We start from the raw sequence: 20615 nt of genomic DNA on the forward strand, positions 1-20615 counted from the left end.
TGGAAGTTCGCTGTCGGCGAGGAAGGAACATGCACCTGCGGGCTACGAATATGCTCGCGAAGCACTCGATGATTACGCCATCACCTTCGAGCCCACAGGTGCGCTTGCGCCCTCTAACGAATTCTCAGGGAAAGCCCGACACGGCTCTCTATATCGCCTTCGCTGGACGCAAGCATGCATGTCCCTGCATGTACTTTAGCGCCTGTGGAGGTGTTCCATGCAAACGCTCCTGTCTCAGAGGTTCACTGCTTATATCGGAATTGATTGGGCAGATGCCAAGCACGACATCTGTTTGCAGATAACTGGAGAGGCTCAGCGGAGTTTCGAGGTCATCGACCACAAGCCCGAGTCGATTGATCGCTGGGCCAAGTCGCTGCATCAACGTTACGGTGGCCCGATCGCGGTCGCCGTGGAGCTGAACAAAGGGCCACTGATAGCGGCTCTGCAAAAATATGAGTTTTTTTGTATCTTTCCGATCAATCCGAGCACCTTGGCCCGGCACCGTAAAACCTTCGTCCCCAGTGGCGCCAAGGATGATCCAACGGATGCTCAATGGGCGCTTGAGCTGTTGCTGAATCACCCAGAACGGTTTCCTCAACTGGTCCAGCAAAGCTCCGCCATGCGTTCGCTCGCCAGTCTGACCGAACATCGCCGTGGGCTGGTCGATGACCGGGTCAAGATCAGCAACCGTCTGGTCTGCATGCTCAAACAGTATTATCCGTTGGCTCTTGAGCTGTTTCATGACCATGACACGCTGGTTTTCTGTGAGTTTTTGGCGCGCTGGTCGACATTTGAAGTGCTTAAGCGCGCTCGGCCGGCCAGCGTTTTGAAGTTCCTTCACGCGCATAATGTTCGCCATGCTGAACTCAATCAGCAGCGTTTGGCGTTGATCACCAAAGCCATGCCGTTGACTGAAGATCCAGGCGTGGTCAGTCCTTCAGCGCTGTATGTGCTGGCCCTGGTCTCGCAACTGAAAGGGGTCATCACGGCGATCAAAGACTTTGATCGGGAGATCGAAAAAACCGCCAATACCCTGGCCGACTACCGCCTCTTCCAGGCCTTGCCCGGCGCGGGGCAGCAGCTTGCGCCACGGTTGATGGTGGCTTTTGGTGAGCAGCGAGATCGCTTCAAGGATGCCAGTTCGATGCAGCGATACGCCGGGATCGCACCGGTTACCGAACGTAGCGGCAAGAAAAAAGTCGTTCATTGGCGCTATCAATGCGCAACTTTTTTGCGCCAGACCTTTGTTGAGTGGGCTGCACACAGCATCAATCAATCGGTGTGGGCAGAAGCTTATTATCGCCAGCAAAGGGCCAAAGGCTGCTCTTACCAAGCCGCCCTCAGGGCCTTGGCGTTCAAGTGGATCCGGATCGTTTATCGGTGCTGGAAGACCAGCACCGTGTACGACGAAAAGGTTTATTTACAGGCCTTGCTCCGGCACGGCTCGCCGTTGACCAGCGAGCTGAACACAGCAAAATCGCGTTGACGGAAAGGCTCAGGGCGTGATGGCGGTCTTAGATTCAACATGGATATTGAATGTGCTGGCCTCATCGCGAGCAGGCTCGCTCCCACAGGGGGATGGTGGTGTTAGTGGATAATCCAGCTCAGCAACCAAAGGCCCAGCAGCAACCAGATGATCCCCATGATGATCGACGCATTCATGAATGCCCGGATCGCCGACCACAACAGCATCAACCCCAGAATCAGCGCAATGATGCTGATGATCGAAGTATCCATCCCCAATGCACGGGACAAGCCTTCGACAAAATTGCTGCCGGCATGGCTCAACAGGTTGAACAAGCCGCTGAGGCCATCAACGATAAACCGAATGACCGAACCGAGTGCCTGGCCGAGCCATTCGAAAAAACTTTCTACCTGCATGTCGTGAACGTCCTGATGTAAGTGGTGGCGTGCTGCCGGATTTGAGCCTTGGGCCATGGATCACGGTGCCGAGTTCCCCACAAGCATAGAGGGTTGCATAGACCCTGTGGGAGTGAGCCTGCTCGCGATTGTGGTCTGTCAGTCAACATCCATGCTGAATTTGAATCCGCTATCCGCGAGCTCGCTCGCTCCCACACTAAATCTGCCCACTTGCCATCCCCGGCCATCCCCCCGAAGCTATACGCCTTCAGGAGAGCCCGATGAACCTTGTTGAACTGACCGAACGCCTGCACGCTATCCGTGACCGCAATGACTGGCGGCAATTTCACAGCCCGAAAAACCTGGCCATGGCCGCGAGCGTGGAAATGTCCGAGCTGGTGGAGGTCTTCCAGTGGCTGACCGAAGACCAGTCGCGCCAGTTGCCGGCGGACAAACTCGCCCACGCCGGGCAGGAAATCGGCGACATCGTCCTCTATCTATTGCTGCTGTGCGGCGAGTTGGGGTTGGACATGAATGAAGTGGTGCGCAGCAAACTCGCGGACAGCGAAAAGAGGTTCAGCTGATGAGCGATCGTCATTTCGATCAACTGGCGACCCGGTTTGCCGAAAAAATCTACGGCGGTGCCAAAGGCGCGATCCGTCTGGCGGTGCTTCAGGCCGACCTGGCCGAAACCCTGCCGGACCGGCCGCTGCGTGTGCTGGATATCGGTGCGGGCCTGGGCCACATGTCGTTGTGGCTGGCCCAGCGCGGTCATGACGTCACACTGGCCGAACCCGCCGAACCGATGCTCGAAGGCGCCCGCCAACGTTTCGCCGACGCCGGGCAGACCGCCACGTTCATTCAGGCGCCGTGGCAGGAATTGCTCGGTCAGCTCACCGAACCTTACGACCTGGTGCTGTGCCACGCCGTGCTGGAGTGGCTGGCCGAACCCCATGCGATCCTGCCGGTGCTGCATCAGTTGACCAAGCAGGATGGGTGGCTGTCCCTGGCCTTCTACAACCGCGATGCACTGATTTATCGCAACTTGCTCAAAGGTCATTTCCGCAAGATGCGCAAGAACGACATGGCCGGGGAAAAGCAGAGCCTGACCCCGCAGCAGCCGCTTGATCCGCGTGAATTGGCGGCGCAACTTGAGGGCCTGTGGCAGGTCGAAACCCAGAGCGGGGTGCGGGTTTTTCACGATTACATGCCGGTGGAATTCCAGGCCCGCGCCGAACTTGTGGACTTGCTCGAAATGGAGCTGGCCCACCGCCGTCACCCAAGCTTCGCCGGGCTTGGGCGCTATTTGCACTGGATCTGTCGGCCGGTCTGATCGGAGCGCAACATGAAAAGTCGTTCAGGGTTACTGGTGATCTGTCTCGGGTTGGCGGCCTGCCAGGGCAGCAACCCTTATGTGGCGACATCCAATCCCTTGCCGCCCGCACCGCCTCAGGCGGCCAACACGTTCGACCGCAGCGCCTACCCGGCACCGCCGCGTGACTATGGGCGTTACCGCAGCTGGGCCTGGCTCAACGGTCAGCTGCCACCGGGCAGCGCCTGGGCGGACTCGGCCCAGGTCGCCGAAGCGGTCAGCAACGCCCTCGATCAGCGCGGCTTGCGCCCGCTGCACGATAACGCCCGACCGGCCGACCTGTTTGTCAGCGCCGATCTGCATCTGGAAACCCGTTTGCGCCAGGTTCAGGACGACTACGGTTATTACGGCGGCGGTTATGGTGGCTACAACCGCTACGGCAATGGTTATGGCATCTACAACACGGTGCCGATCGTACGGACTTATCAGGAACAGGTCGTGGTGGTGAGGGTCGATTTGTTCGACGCTCAAAGCGGTCAACCGGTGTGGAGTGCCAGTGCCGAAACCGGTAATCGGGGCAGCCAGAGCGAGCGTGCCGATGCAATACGGGAGGCTGTAGAAAAGGCCATGTCGGCGTATCCTCCTAGTTAGCTTCTGTTGTCAGGAAGCCTTTCACAGGTTCATGCCTTCAACCGGAGAACCATCATGATCCGCCGTTTCGCTTTACTGGCTGTGGCCGCGTTGCTCAGTGCCTGCGCCAGCCAGGTCAATAATGACTTCGATGCCAGCCGCGACTTCGCCGCCTATCGCAGCTGGACCTGGAAGGAACCCGCCCTGCAATATCGTCCCGATGACCCACGAATCAAGAGCGACCTGACCGAGCAGCGCATCCGCCAATCGGTTGCCGATCAACTGGATCAGCGTGGCCTGCGTCCGGCCGCGGCCGGCAGCAAGGGTAATTTGAATGTTCAGACTTATCTGATCATCGAAGAACGCCAGCAACAGGTGACCACCAATTACGGCGGAGGCTGGGGTAACCCCTGGAATGGCTACTGGGGCGGGCCGATGTACAACGAAACCCGCAACGTGACCTATAAGGTAGCGACCATCCAGATCGACCTGCTCGATGGCAATGACGGCAAACTGGTGTGGCGTGGCAGCGATGAGCAAATGCTCAGCCGTACAACAAATCCGTCGGACCGCAGCACGGCGATACGCGAAACCGTCGGGCGGATCCTCGCCAACTATCCACCGCACTAACGCCAAGCCTCAAACACCACAATCCCCTGTGGGAGTGAGCCTGCTCGCGATGACGGTCGTTCAGTCGATACAGATGTCGCCTGATGAACCGCCATCGTGAGCAAATCGGATCGCTGCACCGTCGCTCACACATTGGGTGCGCTGCTTTTTCTCCCCGCTTGCAGCGCTTGATAAATTGACGCCATCACTTTGACATTTGTGTAGTGTCTAAATGATGGCTCATGTACATTTGCCGCGCCTGAACCAGCACCCCGCTGGCAGGACGGTGGGGAAGCCTGATTGAAACTGTGAGCCCTGCTGGAACATTTACGTTTCGGAAGGGATTCTCGATTGAACACTTCTTGCCTGCGCCGCTCCCTGCTGGCGCTGTCTGTTGCTGCCGCTTCTCATTCCTCGGCGGTCGTTGCCGCGAATCTTGACTACAACGTGGGCAATGGACCTTATTCAACACTTCAGGATAACTGGCAAACCCTGACGTTTTCCGGCAATGCCAATGTCGTGACCGTTGCTTCCCCGGGTCTTACTTTTGCTGTGCGCCTGAACGGCCTGACCACGCAAAATGACCTGATCAATAGAAGCTCGATCAGCATTGACGGCGCCACGTCGGGTGTCGGGATCGTGGTGGGGACAAGTGGTGGTAGTGCCTCGGTCATCGGCGGCAATCTGGTCAATGACGGTTCAATCAAAATCAACGGCGCAGCGGGAGGCAATCTCTTCAGGGGCCTGTACGACATTGGTAGCCAGGTGACCGGCAGCCTGATCAATCGCGGCGAGATTTCAGTCAGCGGTACGGAAGCGTCCGGCATTTTGCTTTCGCACACGGCGCTGGCGGGTATCGACAACCAAGGGACGATCAGTGTCAGTGGTGATGACGCCGTGGCGGTGCTGATAGACCGCGCAAACCTGCGCGCAACCGTCAATAACAGCGGCAGTATTCGTGCCACTGGAAACAATGCCGAAGCGTTGAGCTTCTACGGGGTAATCTCTCCGGTCACCAATCGCTACGACGTGTGGAACTCGGGCACGATCTCCGGCCAGTCCATTGGTATTCATGTCAGCCATCAACCTGCGGGTCAGGGCTCATTCAATATTTATCAAAGCCAGGGGCTGATCGAAGGCGGTGCGGTGGCCATTCAGGTCGACGATGGCTTCAGCTATTTCTACTGGAATGGCGGTGATGTGAAAGGCAACCTGATGGGGCTTTCCGGGGTGCTCATCGACAATGATGTGACCTTTGACGGTACGACGATCCAGTCCGGTTATGTGGATGTGCAGTACGGCAAACTGACGCTGTTGCGCCCGCACACGACGATCATCGGTGATCTGGACATGCAGGATTCCAATTCGGTACTGGGGATGTTCCTGGGCAACGATACCGACGTCAATCAACCGGTGTTGAAGGTCACGGGCACCACGGAAATCGGCGCTGGCGCACGTCTTGAACTACAGGCCCGTTCCAGCGATTTCCGCACAACCGCGGACGGTAATCGCTACACCCTGATCAGCTCGGGGGAACTGATTGGTGGCGAGAACCTGAACATTTCTTCGACCTCGGCCTTACTGGACGTCAAAAGCTTCGGGGTCGAAGGAAACGACGTGAAGGCGCTGGTCAGCGCCAAGTCGGAAGAGGTACTGGCGCAAAACACCCTGGTTGCCGGCGGCACCCGTAACGCCGCCACGGCAGTCGGACGTTTTTCTTCGGCGGTCATGCCCGGACTCGACGAACAAGACCCGGTGTTCCAGGCATTCGCCAATGCCGGCACCGATGCCGAGCTGGCAAAACTCGCCGAAAAACTCAGCCCCGACATGAGCCGTGGCGTGCTGCACGCCGCCACTAACAGTCAGACGCTGGTGTCGAGCGTGATCAACGACCGTTCCAGCCGCGCACGCACACTGAACTCATCCACTGAAAAAGGCGTGTGGCTGCAAGCGCTGACGAGCAATGCCGATCAGGACGCTCGCCGTGGTGTCGATGGCTACGACGCCGACAGCCAGGGCATCGCCGTGGGTGCCGACGGCCAGCTGAACGCTGATACCACCCTCGGTCTGGCATACAGCTACCTCAACACCGATGTGAAATCCGACGCCGGCAGCAAAACCGACGTGACCGGCCATGCGCTGACGCTGTACGGCAACTGGACCCACGACAACTGGTTCGTGGACTCATCGCTGATGTACGGCTGGAACGACAATGAGTCCAAGCGTTACATCGCCGGCACACGCGCCAAGGGCGATTACGACAGCGATATCTTTGGCGTGAGTGCGCTGGCCGGCTACAGCTTTCGCCTCAATCACAGCCTTCTGCTGGAGCCTCAGGTCGGTGCGCGTTATGCCAACGTAGGCATGGATGCGTATCGCGAGAAGGGCAGCTCGGCGTCGCTGAATGTCGGCAGTCAGCGGTATGAAGTCGGCGAGATGGGGGTTGGTGCGCGGCTGGCCGCTGCGTTTGATGTCGGCGCGGGCAGTCTCGAACCTGAAGCCAAGGTCATGGCCTGGCACGACTTCATCGGTGACAAGACCGCCACCACCTCGGCGTTCGTGCTAGGTGGCGATTCGTTCACCACGCGCGGCACGACCCCGGTGCGTGACAGCTATGAAGTGGGCCTCGGTGCCAATTACCGACTGGGCGCCTGGAGCGTGGGTGGTTCGTACAACTACGTGACCGGCAGCGATTTCAATGCCGATACTTTTACAGCGAAGGTGCGGTTCGCGTTCTGATCGGGTTCGGTGGTGCCTGACCTACCGCCATCGCGAGCAGGCTCACTCCCACAGTGAATCGTCGGCGTACACAAAATTTGTGAACGCTTGAGTTCAGTGTGGGAGTGAGCCTGCTCGCGATGGCGGTGGTTCAGGCACCAGAGATCAATCAGGCAATCGGCCGCCAATGCCCCACCATGTGCTCCAGATCCCCCGCACCCACCAGCCGAAAGTCCCCACTGGACCCCGCCACGCTGGCCAGCAACGTCACCTCGCTCGGCAACCGCACCGGTTTTCTGAATTGCACCGCAATCTCGACATTCGCCGTGGGCAGATGCTCGCTCAACGCCGCCAATGTCCGGGCCTTGTTCCACAGCCCATGGGCTATGGCTGTCGGGAACCCGAACAATTTGGCGCTGACGGCACTCAGGTGAATCGGGTTGTAGTCACCGGATACCTTGGCGTACTGCCGGCCAATGTCCGCCGGCGCTTTCCAGCGAGCCACTTCCAGCATTTCCAGGGTGGATGCCAGGACCTCCTCGACAGGTTCGCCTTCCAGCTTGACCCCGCGACACAACATCTGGCTTTCAGCCTCCCACAGCGGCCCCAACTGATCGTCGAGCGACGTCACCAGATCGAACGTTGCACCCTTGGCGTGGGGTTGCAGGTTCTGCACCTGCACACTGACCCGCACGCGGTTCACCCCGCCCATGGGGCGCAATACGCGAATACGATTGCTCAGGTGAATCAGCCCCAGCAGCGGGAACGGAAATGCCTTGGCCGTGAGCAATTGCATTTGCAAGGCAAACGCCAGGATGTGTGGATAGGTCGGCGGCAGCAAACCGTTGTCGGCAAAACCGCAGACCTTGCGATACGCCGCCAGGCGTTTCGGATCGACCTCGACCCAGCAGCGCAAACCCGTGTCGGGCAAGGTGGTGCCGGTGATTTTGCGCCGTGTCGCTGCCTGCACGTACAGACCCGTCAGGCTCGGTTCGCGGTTGAGTGTGTGCCAATCGGTGATCATTTTTTATGCCCCCAAGACACTTTGTCCGCAGACCCGCAACGCTTGCCCGGTGAACGCGCCGGTCCCCGGTTGAGCGAGCCACGCGACCGCTTCGGCAACGTCTTGTGGCAGGCCGCCCTGGCCCAGTGAACTCATACGTCGCCCGGCCTCGCGGATGCCGAACGGCAGGTGCGCGGTCATCTGGGTTTCGATGAACCCCGGCGCCACCGCGTTGATGCTGATACCGCGCTGACCCAACAGCGGCGCCCAGGCCTGGGCCAGCCCGATAAGCCCGGCCTTGCTCGCCGCGTAATTGGTCTGCCCGCGATTGCCGGCGATGCCGCTGATGGAAGCCAGCAAAATCACTCGGCCGTTGTCATGCAAGGCGCCGCTGTCGAGCAGTGCCTTGGTCAGCACTTGCGGCGCGTTAAGGTTGACCGCGAGTACCGCGTCCCAGAATTCCGGGGTCATGTTGGCCAGGGTTTTATCGCGGGTGATGCCGGCGTTGTGGACCACGATGTCGACGCCGTCGGGCAGCAGTTCGACCAACTGCGCGGCGGCGTCTTCGGCGCAAATGTCCAGGGTGATGCTGCGCCCGCCAAGGCGTGCGGCGAGTGCATCGAGGTCAGTTTTGGCCGGTGGCACGTCGAGCAGAATCACTTCGGCACCGTCACGGGCCAGGGTTTCGGCGATGGAGGCGCCAATGCCGCGTGCTGCGCCCGTGACCAGCGCCTTGCGCCCGGCCAGTGGGCGAGTCCAGTCCGACACCTGGGTATCGCAGGCCTTCAAGCGGACGACCTGCCCGGACACGAACGCACTTTTGGGCGAGAGGAAAAACCGCAGCGGCCCTTCAAGTTGATCCTCGGCGCCTTCACCGACATAGATCAGTTGCAGGGTGCCGCCGCTGCGCAGTTCCTTGGCCAGCGAACGGCTGAAACCCTCTATTGCACGCTGAGCACTGGCGGCGAACGGGTCGGTCAATGTCTCCGGCGCACGCCCCAGAATCACCAGGTGCGCGCTGTGATCGAGGTTTTTCATCAGCGGCTGGAAGAACTCGCGCAGCTGTTTGAGCTGGTCGGTTTGCGCCAACTCGCTGGCGTCGAACACCACGGCTTTGAGCTTGGGGCCGTGGCCGGGAATCCACGCGGTGGCCAGGGATGGCTCGGCGCCGTAGCTGTAGATCGCGTCGGTCAGGCGATTGGCGAAGGCACTGACTTTCTCCGCCAATGGGCCGCCGCCAATCAACAGCGCCCCTTCGACAGGCCGCAGCCGGCCTGCTTGCCAGCGCTCCAGGCGCACCGGAGACGGCAGTCCCATGGCCCCGACCAGACGATGGCCGATGGACGAATTGGCGAAGTCGATATAACGGTCAGACATGGAACGCACTCCGGCAGCTGGGGTTCAAAGTGTGGACCACGAATGGCAATCAGTCGTTCGATCCACGAGATAAGGCCTACGCTTGAACTCAGCAGATTAGTTCGTCGCAGGACTTTCAGGCGACCACAGACCTGAATTGGAATGCAGTCCCTGTGGGAGTGAGCCTGCTCGCGATAGCGGTGCATCAGCCGCCATTGATGTGACTGACATACCGCTATCGCGAGCAGGCTCGCTCCCACAGGGGATCGGTTTTCAAATTGAATATTTCACAAGGAGCTTTTCATGACTCAGCTGCGCCGCGTCGCGATTATTGGCGGTAACCGTATCCCTTTCGCCCGCTCCAACGGGCCGTACGCCACCGCCAGTAACCAGGCGATGCTCACCGCAGCGCTCGAAGGCTTGATCGAACGCTACAACCTGCATGGCCTGCGTATCGGCGAAGTGGTCGCGGGGGCGGTCCTCAAGCTGTCGCGAGACATGAACCTGACGCGCGAATGTGTGCTCGGTTCACGGTTGTCCCCCTACACGCCGGCCTATGACATCCAGCAGGCGTGCGGCACGGGTCTTGAAGCGGCGTTGCTGGTCGCGAACAAAATTGCCCTGGGACAGATCGATTGCGGCATTGCCGGTGGCGTCGATACCACCTCGGATGCGCCGATCAGCGTCAGTGAAGGTTTGCGCAGGGTGCTGCTGCAAGCCAATCGCGCCAAGACCACCGGCGACAAACTGAAAACGTTTCTGCAACTGCGTCCCCGGGACTTGATCCCGGAGTTCCCTCGCAACGGCGAACCGCGCACAGGTTTGTCCATGGGCCAACACTGCGAATTGATGGCCCAGACCTGGAACATCCCCCGCGAAGAACAGGATCAGCTGGCGCTGGAGAGCCATCGGAATCTGGCCGCGTCTTACACCGAAGGCTGGCACAACGATCTGATGACGCCGTTCCTCGGCCTGACCCGCGACAACAACCTGCGCCCGGACCTGACCCTGGAAAAACTCGCCTCGCTGAAACCAGCCTTCGAGAAAAGCGCCAAGGGCACGATGACGGCGGGCAACTCCACGCCGCTCACCGATGGCGCGTCACTGGTATTGCTGGGCAGTGAAGAATGGGCGAAGGAACGTGGCTTGCCGATCCTCGCGTATTTGCGTGATGGCGAGGCCGCGGCGGTGGATTTCGTCAACGGCGCCGAAGGGCTGTTGATGGCCCCAGTGTATGCGGTGCCACGTTTGCTCGCGCGCAACGGCCTGACCTTGCAAGACTTCGACTACTACGAAATCCACGAAGCCTTCGCCGCGCAGGTGCTCTGCACATTGAAGGCCTGGGAAGATCCGGAGTACTGCAAAACCCGTCTCGGGCTTGATGCGCCGTTGGGCTCCATCGACCGCAGCCGCCTCAACGTCAAAGGCAGTTCATTGGCGGCCGGGCATCCGTTTGCCGCGACCGGCGGACGTATCGTCGCCAACCTGGCGAAGCTGCTCGACGCGGCAGGCAAGGGCCGAGGCCTGATCTCGATCTGCGCCGCCGGTGGTCAGGGCGTGACGGCGATTATCGAGCGCTGATCAGCTCGGCGTTCTGCTGCGCGATACGCTCGCGGTTGCAGTTCGCGTAATTCTCGGCCATCACCGAGCAGACGATCAGCTGCAACGGGTGATAGATCATGATCGGCAGCAGAATCAAGCCGAGGCCCGGGTTGGCGCCGAAGATCAACGCGGCCATCGGCGCACCCGCCGCCAGGGATTTTTTGCTGGCGCAGAACACCGCCGCGACCTCATCGGCCGGGCTGAACTTCAAGGCGCGGGCGGTGCGGGTGGTCATCCACAGGATGATCGCCAGCAGGATCGCACTGCCGATCAGCGCGCTGAGAATCACGCTGTTGCCCTGTTGCTGCCACATGCCCGAGACCATCGAATTGCAAAAAGCCGAGTAGACCAGTAGCAGGATCACCAGCTTGTCGACGATGTTGGTGTAGCGCTTGTGGCGGGCAAAGAATTTGCCGAGCAACGGCCGCACCAATTGGCCGAGTACCAGCGGCAACAGCAACATGGCGCAGAGGTCGAGCAGGGTCGAACCCAGATCGATGCCGCCGGCTCCGCTGCCGACCACCAGACTCACCAGCAACGGCGTCAGAAAAATCCCCAGCACGCTGGTCAGGCTCGCGTTGAGAATCGCCGCCGGCACGTTGCCGCCTGCACTGCCGGTCAGGGCCACGGAAGAAGAAATGGTCGAAGGCAGGGCGCACAGGTAAAAGAAGCCGAGCATCAGCAGCGACGGAATGTGCGAACCCAACAGCTTGTCGCTCAGTAACCAGATCAGCGGGAACACCGCGAAGGTGAAGCCCTGGACCATCACATGCAGCTTCCAGTTCTTCAGACCATGGCTGATCTGTTCGCTGGACAGGTTGACCCCGTGCAGGAAGAACACCAGGAACACGCCGATGTTGATCACGTACTCGGCGTGCATTCCGCCGCCCGTGGCACCGAAGACCGGGAAGAAATACGACAGCAGCGTGGCGATCAGCATGCCGCACAAGAACCAGTCGGTGACCACACGTTTGAGGTGTTTGAAGGCATGCATAACAGGCACCGGATACATTTGTAAGAATTGATGACTTAGCCTAACGTCGCCCCTATCTGCCGTCTTGCGACATAAGGCCAATCAATGCCGACTAACGGACAACTTTCCCTCGAACGAACAATTCCGACGCTCAAGGCGTTGCCGCGTCCGCTGTTCGCGCGGGCGGAAAGTTTGAATGCCGGGTCGTGGACGCCACCTCATCGTCACGATTGGGTGCAGTTTTCCTACGCCATCAGCGGCGTACTTGGAGTGCACACTGCTGAGGGCAGCTTCTTTGCGCCGCCGCAGTGGGGGATCTGGATTCCGGCGGATCTTGAACACCAGGTGGTGACCTCGATGCGCGCCGAGATGCGCAGCCTCTATGTACGCCGTGAGGATTGCGAATGGGCAGACGGGCGTTGCCGGGTGCTGGAAGTCACGCCGCTGGCCCGGGAGCTGATCAAGAGTTTTTGTCTGCTGCCGGTGGAATATCCACAGGGCGACAGCCAGGAGGCACGGCTGGTGAATGTCCTGCTGGATCAGTTGGCGAATCTGCCGGAGGTGGGATTTTCCCTGCCGTTGCCGCGGCATGAACGGTTGCTCGGGTTGTGCAATGAGCTGATCGAAAGCCCGGAGCGCAACGTGACGTTGCAGGAATGGGCGCAGCGCCTGGGGACCTCGGAGAAGACGCTGATGCGCTTGTTCCAGCGCGAGACCGGGTTGAGTTTTCGAGGGTGGCGGCAGCGGATGCGGTTGCTGTCGTCGTTGAGCTTGCTGGAGGAGGGCGACAGCGTGACCAATGCGGCGCTGTCTTGCGGGTATGACTCGACGTCGGCCTTTATTGCGGCGTTCAAGGGGTTGTTTGGGTTTACACCGGGGGAGTTGTTCAAGCAATAACGGCCTCATCGCGGGCAAGCCCGCTCCCACAGTGAATTTCGATGTTTCACGATTTGTGTGGACACCCAATAACCTGTGGGAGCGGGCTTGCCCGCGATTGGCCGCGAAGCGGCCACCGGGATTCTGGATCAGGTTCTGAACCGGCGAACCAACCCATCCAGCTCATTCGACAATCCAGCCAGGCTCTGCGAATCCAGCCGCGCCGAGTTCGCCAGTTCCGCCACCAATTGCGCATCGCCATGGATCTGGCTGATGTGCCGATTGATGTCTTCCGCCACCTGATGCTGTTCTTCCGCCGCCGTGGCGATCTGCGTGTTCATGTCGCGGATCACATCCACCGATTCACGAATCAGCCCGAAACTGCTGCGCGCTTCGCCGATGCGGGTCACCGATTGTTGCGACACTTCCAGGCTCGCATGCATCTGCTGAGTCACTTGGCTGGTGCGCTTGGCCAGGTTGCCCAGCAAGCCATCGATTTCCGCGGTGGAATCCGCCGTGCGTTTGGCCAGCGCCCGTACTTCATCCGCCACCACCGCAAACCCGCGACCTTGCTCACCGGCCCGAGCCGCTTCAATGGCCGCGTTCAGGGCCAACAGGTTGGTTTGTTCGGCAATCGAGCGAATGGTCCCCAGGATCGACTGAATGTCGTTGCTGTCGCGTTCAAGCTGTTGCATCGATTGCGCCGACTGTTCGATTTCCTGGCTCAAGCGATCAACGCTGGTCACTGCCGCATCAATCTGCTGCTGACCTTGACGCGCCTGGCGCTGCCCACTGTCGGCGGATTCCGCCGCTTGGCTGCAAGAACGCGCGACTTCGTTGGCAGTGGCGACCATTTCGTGGAACGCCGTGGACACCATGTCCACCGCTTCACGCTGGCGCCCGGCGGCTTCAGCCATGTCGCTGGAGACCTGGGTCGAGCTCTTGGAGGTGGCGAGGATTTTGGTCGCGGCGCCGCCGATGCTTTGGATCAGGTTGCGAATCGCCGTCAAAAACTGATTGAACCAGTTGGCCAGCTGTGCGGTTTCGTCGCTGCCACGGATTTCCAGGTTCTTGGTCAGGTCGCCTTCACCTTGGGCGATGCCTTCCAGGCCGCTGGCCACGCTGCGGATCGGCCGCACGATGACACTGGCGAAACTGGCACCAAGGATGGCGAAGACCACTGCCAGCACGGCTGCAATGATTGCGATCAGCCAGGTCAATTGGGTCGCCGAACTCATCACGTCGTTTTGCTTGATCAGGCCGATAAAGGTCCAGCCCAGTTGCTCTGACGGCCAGACGTTGGCCATGTAGCGTTCACCGTTCAACTCGACTTCCACCAGGCCTTTGCCGGCCTTGGCCAGTTGCGCGTAACCCTCGCCCAGGCTGCTCAGTGCCTTGAAGTTGTGTTCCGGCCGCTTTGGATCGACCAGTACGGTGCCGGTGTTTTCCAGCAACATCAGGTAGCCGGTTTCACCGAGCTTGATCTGCTTGACGATTTCGGTGAGCTGCTTGAGTGTCACGTCGATACTGACCACGCCGCCGTTGCTGCCCAATTTGTTGTCGATGGTGCGCACGGTGCTGACGTAGGTCGCATCATCCTGGGCCCAATAATAGGCCTCGGTGCGAAACGGTTTGCCCGGTTTGGCTTGGGCCGCCTTGTACCAGGGGCGCTGGCGCGGGTCGTAATTGCTAAGTTTTGCATCGTCCGGCCAGGACACGTAACCGCCCGCTGCGGTGCCGAGGATGGCATAGGCGTAGGACGGATGGCTGTTACCCAGGTCCTGCAGGAGGCCGAAGACTTTTTTGTCCATCTCGCCTTGGGGAATGCTCTCGGCGTTGGCGCCCATGTAGGTCTTGAGGCTGTCGTCGGATTCCTTGATCAGGGGCTGCTTGGCCAGGTAATCGACGTTCTGGCTGATGCCGTCGAAGAACAGTTGCATGGCGTTGCTGACCTGACGAATCTCGCGACCACTGCCGTCGACGAAATTTTCCTTGGCGTCACTGCGCAAGTTCAGCACCACGAGAGTGGCGACCAGCACCACGGGCAAGCAGGCGATGATTGCAAACGCCCAGGTCAACTTCTGTTTGATGTTCATCCGCGCTCCAGATTGTTCTTGTAGGCCCACGCAGTGCAGATGACTCGCGGATTATTGGCAGGCGAAAACGGTGTTGATCCACCCGTATCCCTGAGTGCGCCATCGTTATTGTTGTCGGAACGATTGTCGGACAAATTACTCTGTCACTGAGGACTTCGGCTGAATGAAGGGGAAATTGAGGCTTGCTGAGAAAAATCCTACGAAGGGTATGAATTCGGGTGTCAGCTTCTGTCGCAAATGCCCTCACACCCCTTCGTCACCAAGTGGTGCCGGCTCAGCTATGATCTCGGGCGGCCGATGACGACCGGCGGCGGTTGACCGATTTATTCGGCACATTGTGTGCATCACGACGTTCATAGGTCGGCAACCCCTCCCCCGAACGAGTGGATTGCCGTATAACGAATGACTTTCGCGTGTTTGGTAATAAAGGACCCACAATAAAAGCTGATGAAGACTCCAAAACGCATTGAACCCCTGATCGAGGACGGTCTGGTCGACGAGGTGCTGCGCCCACTCATGAGTGGTAAAGAAGCAGCTGTTTATGTGGTGCGCTGCGGTAACGAGCTACGTTGCGCGAAGGTCTACAAGGAGGCGAATAAACGCAGTTTCCGTCAGGCGGCCGAGTATCAGGAAGGCCGCAAGGTGCGCAACAGCCGTCAGGCTCGAGCGATGGCCAAAGGCTCGAAATTCGGCAAGAAAGAAACCGAAGACGCCTGGCAGAACGCCGAAGTGGCGGCGTTGTTCCGTCTGGCCGGTGCTGGCGTCCGGGTTCCAAAACCGTACGACTTCCTTGAAGGCGTGCTGCTGATGGAACTGGTGGCCGACGAGTACGGTGATGCCGCGCCGCGTCTGAACGACGTGGTGCTGGAGCCGGATCAGGCGCGTGAATACCACGCGTTCCTGATTTCGCAGATCGTGCTGATGCTGTGTACCGGTCTGGTGCACGGTGACCTGTCCGAGTTCAACGTGCTGTTGACCCCGACTGGCCCTGTGATCATCGACTTGCCGCAAGCGGTCGACGCGGCGGGCAACAACCACGCGTTCAGCATGCTGGAGCGGGACGTGGGCAACATGGCGTCTTACTTCGGCCGGTTTGCGCCGGAGTTGAAAAAGACCAAATACGCCAAGGAAATGTGGGCGTTGTACGAAGCCGGCACCTTGCACCCGGCCAGTGCGTTGACCGGTGAGTTCGACGAGCCGGAAGAGTTGGCTGACGTGGGCGGGATCATGCGCGAGATCGAGGCGGCACGCCTGGATGAAGAGCGCAAACAAGCGGTGCGCGCGGCAGATGATGCGCCACCGGGCAAAACCGAAGAACCGCCTCCACCGTGGATGCAGTGATCGGTTAACGAAAAACCCGGCTTCGGCCGGGTTTTTTGTGAATCCGGAACAAGTCGATACCGAGTCGTCTGCATCGCGGGCAAGCCACGCTCCCACAGGTTTTTTGTCGATTATGGAATTCGGGGTCGACAAAAAACCTGTGGGAGCGTGGCTTGCCCGCGATGGCGTCAGACCAGACAATCCACAACGACCATGCTTCCCACACTCAAGGATTGAATGTGAACACCCTATCCACCCGCAATGCTCAGTTGATCATCGCCGCCCGTCTGGTCTCGGACTTCGGCGCGTTCCTCAACATGGTCGCCCTGGCCACTTACGTTTACCTGCTCAGCAACAGCGCCATGAGCGTCGGGATTTTCCTCGCCAGCCGTGTGGGCGGTGGGGTGTTCGCCAGCCTGATCGGCACTTCGTTCTATCGTCGTTGGGTCGGGCGCATTCCGCTGATTGCCTTTGATCTGATGCGCGCTGGGTTGTTGGGCCTGCTGCTGGTGCTGCCGGTCGCCCAGCAAGCACTGCTTTTACCCTTGATCGCGTTCGGCTTGGGATTCGGCAACTCAATGTTCGCCATCGGCCTCAACAGCCAGTTACCGCACTTGATCGAAGGCGAGCATCTGCTCAAGACCAACGCCTGGATCACTTCGGCATCGTCCGCTGCCATGGTCGGCGGAAGTCTGGTGGCTGGCCTGTTGGTGGCGGCGTTTGGCTTTGAAACGGTGTTTGCGTTGAACGTGGTCACTTATCTGCTGGCCGCGTTGTTCATCCTGCCGTTGCGGTTTTCCCGACCTGCGTCCAGTACTGAGCCAAGCCACCCCAAGGGTGAATGGTCGGCCCTGCGCCAAGGTCTGCGCAGCACACCCGTGGTGGCCGCGATGCTCGCCGTCACCATGGCCGACACCTTGGGCAGCGCCGCGCACAACGTTGGCTTCCCGATCATTTCCAGATTGCTGACTCCCGAGTCGGCCAGCACCACGCTCGGCCTGATGCTGGCGGTCTGGGCCTGCGGAAAACTGATCGGCGCGCGAATCGCCAGTCGCCTGAAAGGTTCGGGCAATGCACACCTGGAGCGGCGATTTTTCTTCGGGGTGTTGCTGATGTCCTGCGGCTTCATCCTGATGTTTCAGCAGCAGACCCTCTACGGTTTGCTGCTGTTCTCGTTACCGGCGGGGTTGGGTGACGGCTTCTCCGAGGTCGGCCTGATGTCGCGTCTGCAACGTGAGCCGGACAGCCTGCGCCTGCCGATCTTCAGCTTGTTGACGCTGCTGCAAATGACCGGGTTCGGCGTCGGCATGTTGATCGCCGCGCCGTTCTATTCGTGGTGGACGCCGGGGGCCGTGGTGCTGCTGTTCCACGGCATTCCCCTCACCACGTTGCTGGTGGTGAAGGCACTCGCGATCAGGGGCGGACGGGTTGCGCGCAGCAGCCCGACTCCAGGTTCTTGAGGATCGGGCAGTCGGGGCGATGGTCGCCCTGACAGTGCTCGACCAGGTCCTGCAAGGTGTCGCGCAATTGACCGAGTTCGCGGATCTTCTGGTTCAATTCGTCGATGTGCTGGCGGGCCAGGGCCTTCACGTCGGCACTGGCCCGCTGGCGGTCCTGCCAGAGGGTCAGCAGTTTGCCGACCTCTTCGAGTGAAAAACCCAGGTCCCGGGAGCGCTTGATGAACGCCAGCGTATGCAAGTCGTCGTCACCATAAACGCGGTAGCCGCTGTCGGTGCGATGGGCAGCCTTGAGCAAGCCGATGGACTCGTAATAACGAATCATCTTTGCGCTCAGGCCGCTGTGGCGGGCTGCTTGGCCGATGTTCATCGGTTGTCCTCCAGATCCTTGGGTTTCCAGGTTTTCAACAGTAGCGCATTGCTCACCACGCTGACGCTCGACAACGCCATCGCCGCGCCGGCCAGCACCGGGTTGAGGAAGCCGAATGCTGCCAACGGAATGCCGATCAGGTTATAGACGAACGCCCAGAACAGGTTTTGACGAATCTTCGCGTAGGTCTTGCGGCTGATTTCCAGTGCGGCGGGTACCAGCCGTGGATCGCCGCGCATCAGGGTGATCCCGGCCGCGTGCATGGCTACGTCGGTGCCACCGCCCATGGCGATGCCGATGTCGGCGGCCGCCAGGGCCGGGGCGTCGTTGATACCGTCACCGACCATCGCCACCACGCCGGTTTTCTTCAGTTCGGCGACGGTGGCAGCTTTGTCTGCGGGCAAGACTTCGGCGTGGACATCGGTAATGCCCAGGGCTTGCGCAACCACTTTGGCACTGCCGCGGTTGTCGCCGGTCAGCAGGTGGCTGCTGATGTTCCGTGCGCTGAGCTGTTGCACCGCGTGCAAAGCGCCGGGTTTGAGCGTGTCACCGAACGCGAACAGACCCAGTACGGTTGGCGCGGGGTTTTGTTCGATCAACCAGGAGAGGGTGCGGCCTTCGGTTTCCCATGCGGTTGCGGAGTCAGCCAATGGGCCTGCGCTCAAACCGCTTTCCTCCAGCAGCCTGCGATTACCCAGCGCCAAACGACGACCGCCGAGCGTGCCGGCGATGCCTCGTCCGGTCAGCGACTGGCTATCGCTGACATCCGCCACGATCAAACCGCGTTCGGCGCAAGCGTCCAGCACTGCCTTGGCCAGCGGGTGTTCACTGCCGCGTTGCAGCGCGCCGGCCATTTGCAGCAGGGCGGCTTCGTCACCGTTGATGGCACTCAAATGAGCGATTCGGGGTGCGCCCGAGGTCAGCGTGCCGGTCTTGTCGAACACCACGGCGCTGACTTCATGGGCACGTTCCAGTGCTTCGGCGTCCTTGATCAGAATTCCGTAGCGGGCGGCGACGCCGGTGCCGGCCATGATCGCGGTTGGCGTGGCCAGGCCCAATGCACAAGGGCAAGCGATGACCAGCACGGCGACGGCGTTGATCAACGCGGTTTCCATCGGCGCGCCATACAACCACCAGCCGATCAAAGTCGCCAGCGCGATCAACAGAACGGTCGGCACAAACACCTGACTGACTTTATCCACCAGTTTCTGGATTGGTGCCTTGGCGGCCTGGGCATCTTCGACCAGACGGATGATCCGCGCCAGCACGGTTTCGGCGCCCAGGGCCAGGGTGCGAACCAGCAACCGGCCTTCGCCATTGATCGCGCCGCCAGTGACTTTGTCACCGGGTTGTTTGGGCACCGGCAGGCTTTCGCCGCTGATCAGCGCTTCGTCGGCGAGGCTCTGACCTTCGACCACTTCACCGTCCACCGGGAAGCGTTCGCCGGGTTTGACCATGACCAAATCATTGAGGCGCAAGGCGCTGATGGCGACGTCCTGCTCGCGGCCATCGATCACCTGAATCGCGCGCTCCGGGCGCAAGGCTTCGAGGGCGCGGATGGCGCTGGCGGTCTGGCGCTTGGCGCGGCTTTCCAGGTATTTGCCCAGCAACACCAAGGCGATCACCACCGCCGAGGCTTCGAAATACAAGTGCGGCATGCGCCCGGCCGCCGTGGCCCATTCATAAAGACTCAAGCCATAGCCGGCGCTGGTGCCCAGGGCGACCAGCAAATCCATGTTGCCGGCACCGGCCCGCACGGCTTTCCAGGCGGCCACATAAAAACGGGCGCCGAAAATGAACTGCACCGGCGTGGCCAGCGCGAATTGCGCCCAGGCCGGGAGCATCCAGTGCACGCCAAACGGTTGCAGCAGCATCGGCAACACCAGCGGCAAGGCAAGGGCAATCGCCATGATCAACGCCCAGCGCTCACGGTGCAGGCGCTGTTGTTGCTGATCGGTTTGCGGGTGTTCGACTTCCCAGACGCTGGCGCTGTAACCGGCCTTGGTCACAGCGGCGATCAAGGCTTGCGGATCGATTTGTCCTAGCAGTTCCAGGTGTGCCCGTTCGTTCGCCAGGTTGACGCTGACGCTTTTCACCCCAGGCACTTTCGCCAGTGCGCGTTCGACGCGGCCGACGCAGGAAGCGCAAGTCATGCCGTCGATGCTCAATTCCAGGCTGTGCTGCGGCACGCTGTAACCGGCCTGCTGCACCGCGTCCATCAACGCCGGCAGGCTGTCGCTGGGCGCCTGGACCCTGGCCTGCTCGGTGGCGAGGTTGACGCTGACGGCAGAGGCGCCGATGACTTTGCTCAAGGCACGCTCGACACGCCCGGCGCAACTGGCGCAGGTCATGCCGGCAATCGGCAGATCGAAAGTGGTGGATTCGGACATCGGTCGCGCTCCCTGTAGTAGATGCCTACAGGATCAACCTTGC

The 20615-nt window shown here is 60.3% G+C and carries 17 protein-coding genes and 1 pseudogene; 10 read left to right on the forward strand and 8 right to left on the reverse strand.

Features of this window, described 5'->3' with window-relative positions:
* The first annotated feature begins 217 nt into the window (after positions 1-217).
* Positions 218-1486 carry an IS110 family RNA-guided transposase gene (locus ACYZT8_RS02950; protein WP_461973989.1) on the forward strand — a complete coding sequence of 423 codons (1269 nt, stop codon included), beginning with the start codon at positions 218-220 and terminating at the stop codon, positions 1484-1486.
* Positions 1487-1587: 101 nt separating this feature from the next.
* Here ACYZT8_RS02950 and ACYZT8_RS02955 read toward each other — a convergent pair whose 3' ends face one another.
* Positions 1588-1881, reverse strand: a complete 294-nt coding sequence (locus ACYZT8_RS02955; RefSeq protein ID WP_109627794.1) for a hypothetical protein — start codon at positions 1879-1881, stop codon at positions 1588-1590.
* Between the two features lie 260 nt (positions 1882-2141).
* Between ACYZT8_RS02955 and ACYZT8_RS02960 the strand changes: the two genes are divergently transcribed.
* The 5 genes from ACYZT8_RS02960 (at position 2142) to ACYZT8_RS02980 (ending at position 7150) form a co-directional block, all read left to right on the forward strand.
* On the forward strand, positions 2142-2444 hold the full coding sequence (locus ACYZT8_RS02960; RefSeq protein ID WP_461979106.1) for a MazG-like family protein: 303 nt from the start codon (positions 2142-2144) through the stop codon (positions 2442-2444).
* Positions 2444-3193, forward strand: coding sequence for a methyltransferase domain-containing protein (locus ACYZT8_RS02965; RefSeq protein WP_461957064.1), 750 nt, complete (start codon positions 2444-2446; stop codon positions 3191-3193). Before ACYZT8_RS02960 ends, ACYZT8_RS02965 begins: the two co-directional genes overlap by 1 nt.
* A 12-nt stretch (positions 3194-3205) precedes the next feature.
* Entirely contained in the window at positions 3206-3823 is a 618-nt protein-coding gene (locus ACYZT8_RS02970) for a DUF4136 domain-containing protein (protein WP_461979108.1), read from the forward strand.
* A gap of 54 nt (positions 3824-3877) precedes the next feature.
* The gene (locus ACYZT8_RS02975) at positions 3878-4432 is read left to right on the forward strand and encodes a DUF4136 domain-containing protein (protein ID WP_461979110.1); all 555 of its coding nucleotides are present in this window, start codon (positions 3878-3880) and stop codon (positions 4430-4432) included.
* Positions 4433-4762: 330 nt separating this feature from the next.
* Entirely contained in the window at positions 4763-7150 is a 2388-nt protein-coding gene (locus ACYZT8_RS02980; protein ID WP_461979112.1) for an autotransporter family protein, read from the forward strand.
* A gap of 148 nt (positions 7151-7298) precedes the next feature.
* Here the strand turns inward: ACYZT8_RS02980 and ACYZT8_RS02985 are convergent, their stop codons facing one another.
* Positions 7299-8153: a MaoC family dehydratase gene (locus ACYZT8_RS02985; protein ID WP_461979114.1), complete on the reverse strand. Its 855-nt coding sequence runs from the start codon at positions 8151-8153 to the stop codon at positions 7299-7301.
* A gap of 3 nt (positions 8154-8156) precedes the next feature.
* The gene (locus tag ACYZT8_RS02990) at positions 8157-9509 is read right to left on the reverse strand and encodes a 3-oxoacyl-ACP reductase (protein WP_461979116.1); all 1353 of its coding nucleotides are present in this window, start codon (positions 9507-9509) and stop codon (positions 8157-8159) included.
* Positions 9510-9791: 282 nt separating this feature from the next.
* Here ACYZT8_RS02990 and ACYZT8_RS02995 point away from each other — a divergent pair, with 282 nt between their 5' ends.
* Entirely contained in the window at positions 9792-11069 is a 1278-nt protein-coding gene (locus tag ACYZT8_RS02995) for an acetyl-CoA C-acetyltransferase (RefSeq protein WP_461979118.1), read from the forward strand.
* Here the strand turns inward: ACYZT8_RS02995 and ACYZT8_RS03000 are convergent.
* Positions 11056-12084 carry a bile acid:sodium symporter family protein gene (locus tag ACYZT8_RS03000; RefSeq protein ID WP_461979120.1) on the reverse strand — a complete coding sequence of 343 codons (1029 nt, stop codon included), beginning with the start codon at positions 12082-12084 and terminating at the stop codon, positions 11056-11058. The two genes, ACYZT8_RS02995 and ACYZT8_RS03000, sit on opposite strands and share 14 nt — an antisense overlap.
* 84 nt (positions 12085-12168) lie before the next feature.
* Here ACYZT8_RS03000 and ACYZT8_RS03005 point away from each other — a divergent pair, with 84 nt between their 5' ends.
* The gene (locus ACYZT8_RS03005; protein ID WP_461979122.1) at positions 12169-12960 is read left to right on the forward strand and encodes an AraC family transcriptional regulator; all 792 of its coding nucleotides are present in this window, start codon (positions 12169-12171) and stop codon (positions 12958-12960) included.
* Positions 12961-13088: 128 nt separating this feature from the next.
* On the opposite strand, the gene ACYZT8_RS03010 is transcribed toward ACYZT8_RS03005, so the two are convergent.
* Together ACYZT8_RS03010 and ACYZT8_RS03015 are read right to left on the reverse strand one after the other, a co-directional pair.
* The gene (locus tag ACYZT8_RS03010; RefSeq protein ID WP_370655161.1) at positions 13089-13856 is read right to left on the reverse strand and encodes a methyl-accepting chemotaxis protein; all 768 of its coding nucleotides are present in this window, start codon (positions 13854-13856) and stop codon (positions 13089-13091) included.
* A 138-nt stretch (positions 13857-13994) separates the two neighbouring features.
* Positions 13995-15035, reverse strand: a pseudogene (locus tag ACYZT8_RS03015) (cache domain-containing protein); the annotation flags it as partial.
* Between the two features lie 447 nt (positions 15036-15482).
* On the opposite strand from ACYZT8_RS03015, the gene ACYZT8_RS03020 reads away from it, so the two are divergent.
* Both ACYZT8_RS03020 and ACYZT8_RS03025 read left to right on the forward strand, forming a co-directional pair.
* On the forward strand, positions 15483-16376 hold the full coding sequence (locus ACYZT8_RS03020) for a PA4780 family RIO1-like protein kinase (protein ID WP_461979124.1): 894 nt from the start codon (positions 15483-15485) through the stop codon (positions 16374-16376).
* A 218-nt stretch (positions 16377-16594) separates the two neighbouring features.
* Positions 16595-17815 carry an MFS transporter gene (locus ACYZT8_RS03025; protein WP_461979126.1) on the forward strand — a complete coding sequence of 407 codons (1221 nt, stop codon included), beginning with the start codon at positions 16595-16597 and terminating at the stop codon, positions 17813-17815.
* Here ACYZT8_RS03025 and cueR read toward each other — a convergent pair.
* Entirely contained in the window at positions 17769-18182 is a 414-nt protein-coding gene (gene cueR, locus ACYZT8_RS03030; RefSeq protein ID WP_461957074.1) for a Cu(I)-responsive transcriptional regulator, read from the reverse strand. The genes ACYZT8_RS03025 and cueR overlap by 47 nt on opposite strands.
* Positions 18179-20572, reverse strand: a complete 2394-nt coding sequence (locus tag ACYZT8_RS03035; RefSeq protein WP_461979128.1) for a heavy metal translocating P-type ATPase — start codon at positions 20570-20572, stop codon at positions 18179-18181. Before ACYZT8_RS03035 ends, cueR begins: the two co-directional genes overlap by 4 nt.
* Positions 20573-20615: the final 43 nt, after the last annotated feature.

This window comes from Pseudomonas sp. LB3P93 (assembly GCF_054898025.1).

Excerpts from the sequence above, each read along its gene's own strand:
- ACYZT8_RS03020 (WP_461979124.1), top strand. The coding sequence starts at position 15,483 with ATGAAGACTCCAAAACGCATTGAACCCCTGATCGAGGACGGTCTGGTC.
- ACYZT8_RS02995 (WP_461979118.1), top strand. The coding sequence starts at position 9,792 with ATGACTCAGCTGCGCCGCGTCGCGATTATTGGCGGTAACCGTATCCCT.
- ACYZT8_RS02950 (WP_461973989.1), top strand. The coding sequence starts at position 218 with ATGCAAACGCTCCTGTCTCAGAGGTTCACTGCTTATATCGGAATTGAT.
- ACYZT8_RS02990 (WP_461979116.1), bottom strand. The coding sequence starts at position 9,509 with ATGTCTGACCGTTATATCGACTTCGCCAATTCGTCCATCGGCCATCGT.
- ACYZT8_RS02985 (WP_461979114.1), bottom strand. The coding sequence starts at position 8,153 with ATGATCACCGATTGGCACACACTCAACCGCGAACCGAGCCTGACGGGT.
- ACYZT8_RS02955 (WP_109627794.1), bottom strand. The coding sequence starts at position 1,881 with ATGCAGGTAGAAAGTTTTTTCGAATGGCTCGGCCAGGCACTCGGTTCG.
- ACYZT8_RS03010 (WP_370655161.1), bottom strand. The coding sequence starts at position 13,856 with ATGGCTGAAGCCGCCGGGCGCCAGCGTGAAGCGGTGGACATGGTGTCC.
- ACYZT8_RS02965 (WP_461957064.1), top strand. The coding sequence starts at position 2,444 with ATGAGCGATCGTCATTTCGATCAACTGGCGACCCGGTTTGCCGAAAAA.
- ACYZT8_RS03035 (WP_461979128.1), bottom strand. The coding sequence starts at position 20,572 with ATGTCCGAATCCACCACTTTCGATCTGCCGATTGCCGGCATGACCTGC.
- ACYZT8_RS02960 (WP_461979106.1), top strand. The coding sequence starts at position 2,142 with ATGAACCTTGTTGAACTGACCGAACGCCTGCACGCTATCCGTGACCGC.
- ACYZT8_RS03005 (WP_461979122.1), top strand. The coding sequence starts at position 12,169 with ATGCCGACTAACGGACAACTTTCCCTCGAACGAACAATTCCGACGCTC.
- ACYZT8_RS03000 (WP_461979120.1), bottom strand. The coding sequence starts at position 12,084 with ATGCATGCCTTCAAACACCTCAAACGTGTGGTCACCGACTGGTTCTTG.
- ACYZT8_RS02970 (WP_461979108.1), top strand. The coding sequence starts at position 3,206 with ATGAAAAGTCGTTCAGGGTTACTGGTGATCTGTCTCGGGTTGGCGGCC.
- ACYZT8_RS02975 (WP_461979110.1), top strand. The coding sequence starts at position 3,878 with ATGATCCGCCGTTTCGCTTTACTGGCTGTGGCCGCGTTGCTCAGTGCC.
- cueR (WP_461957074.1), bottom strand. The coding sequence starts at position 18,182 with ATGAACATCGGCCAAGCAGCCCGCCACAGCGGCCTGAGCGCAAAGATG.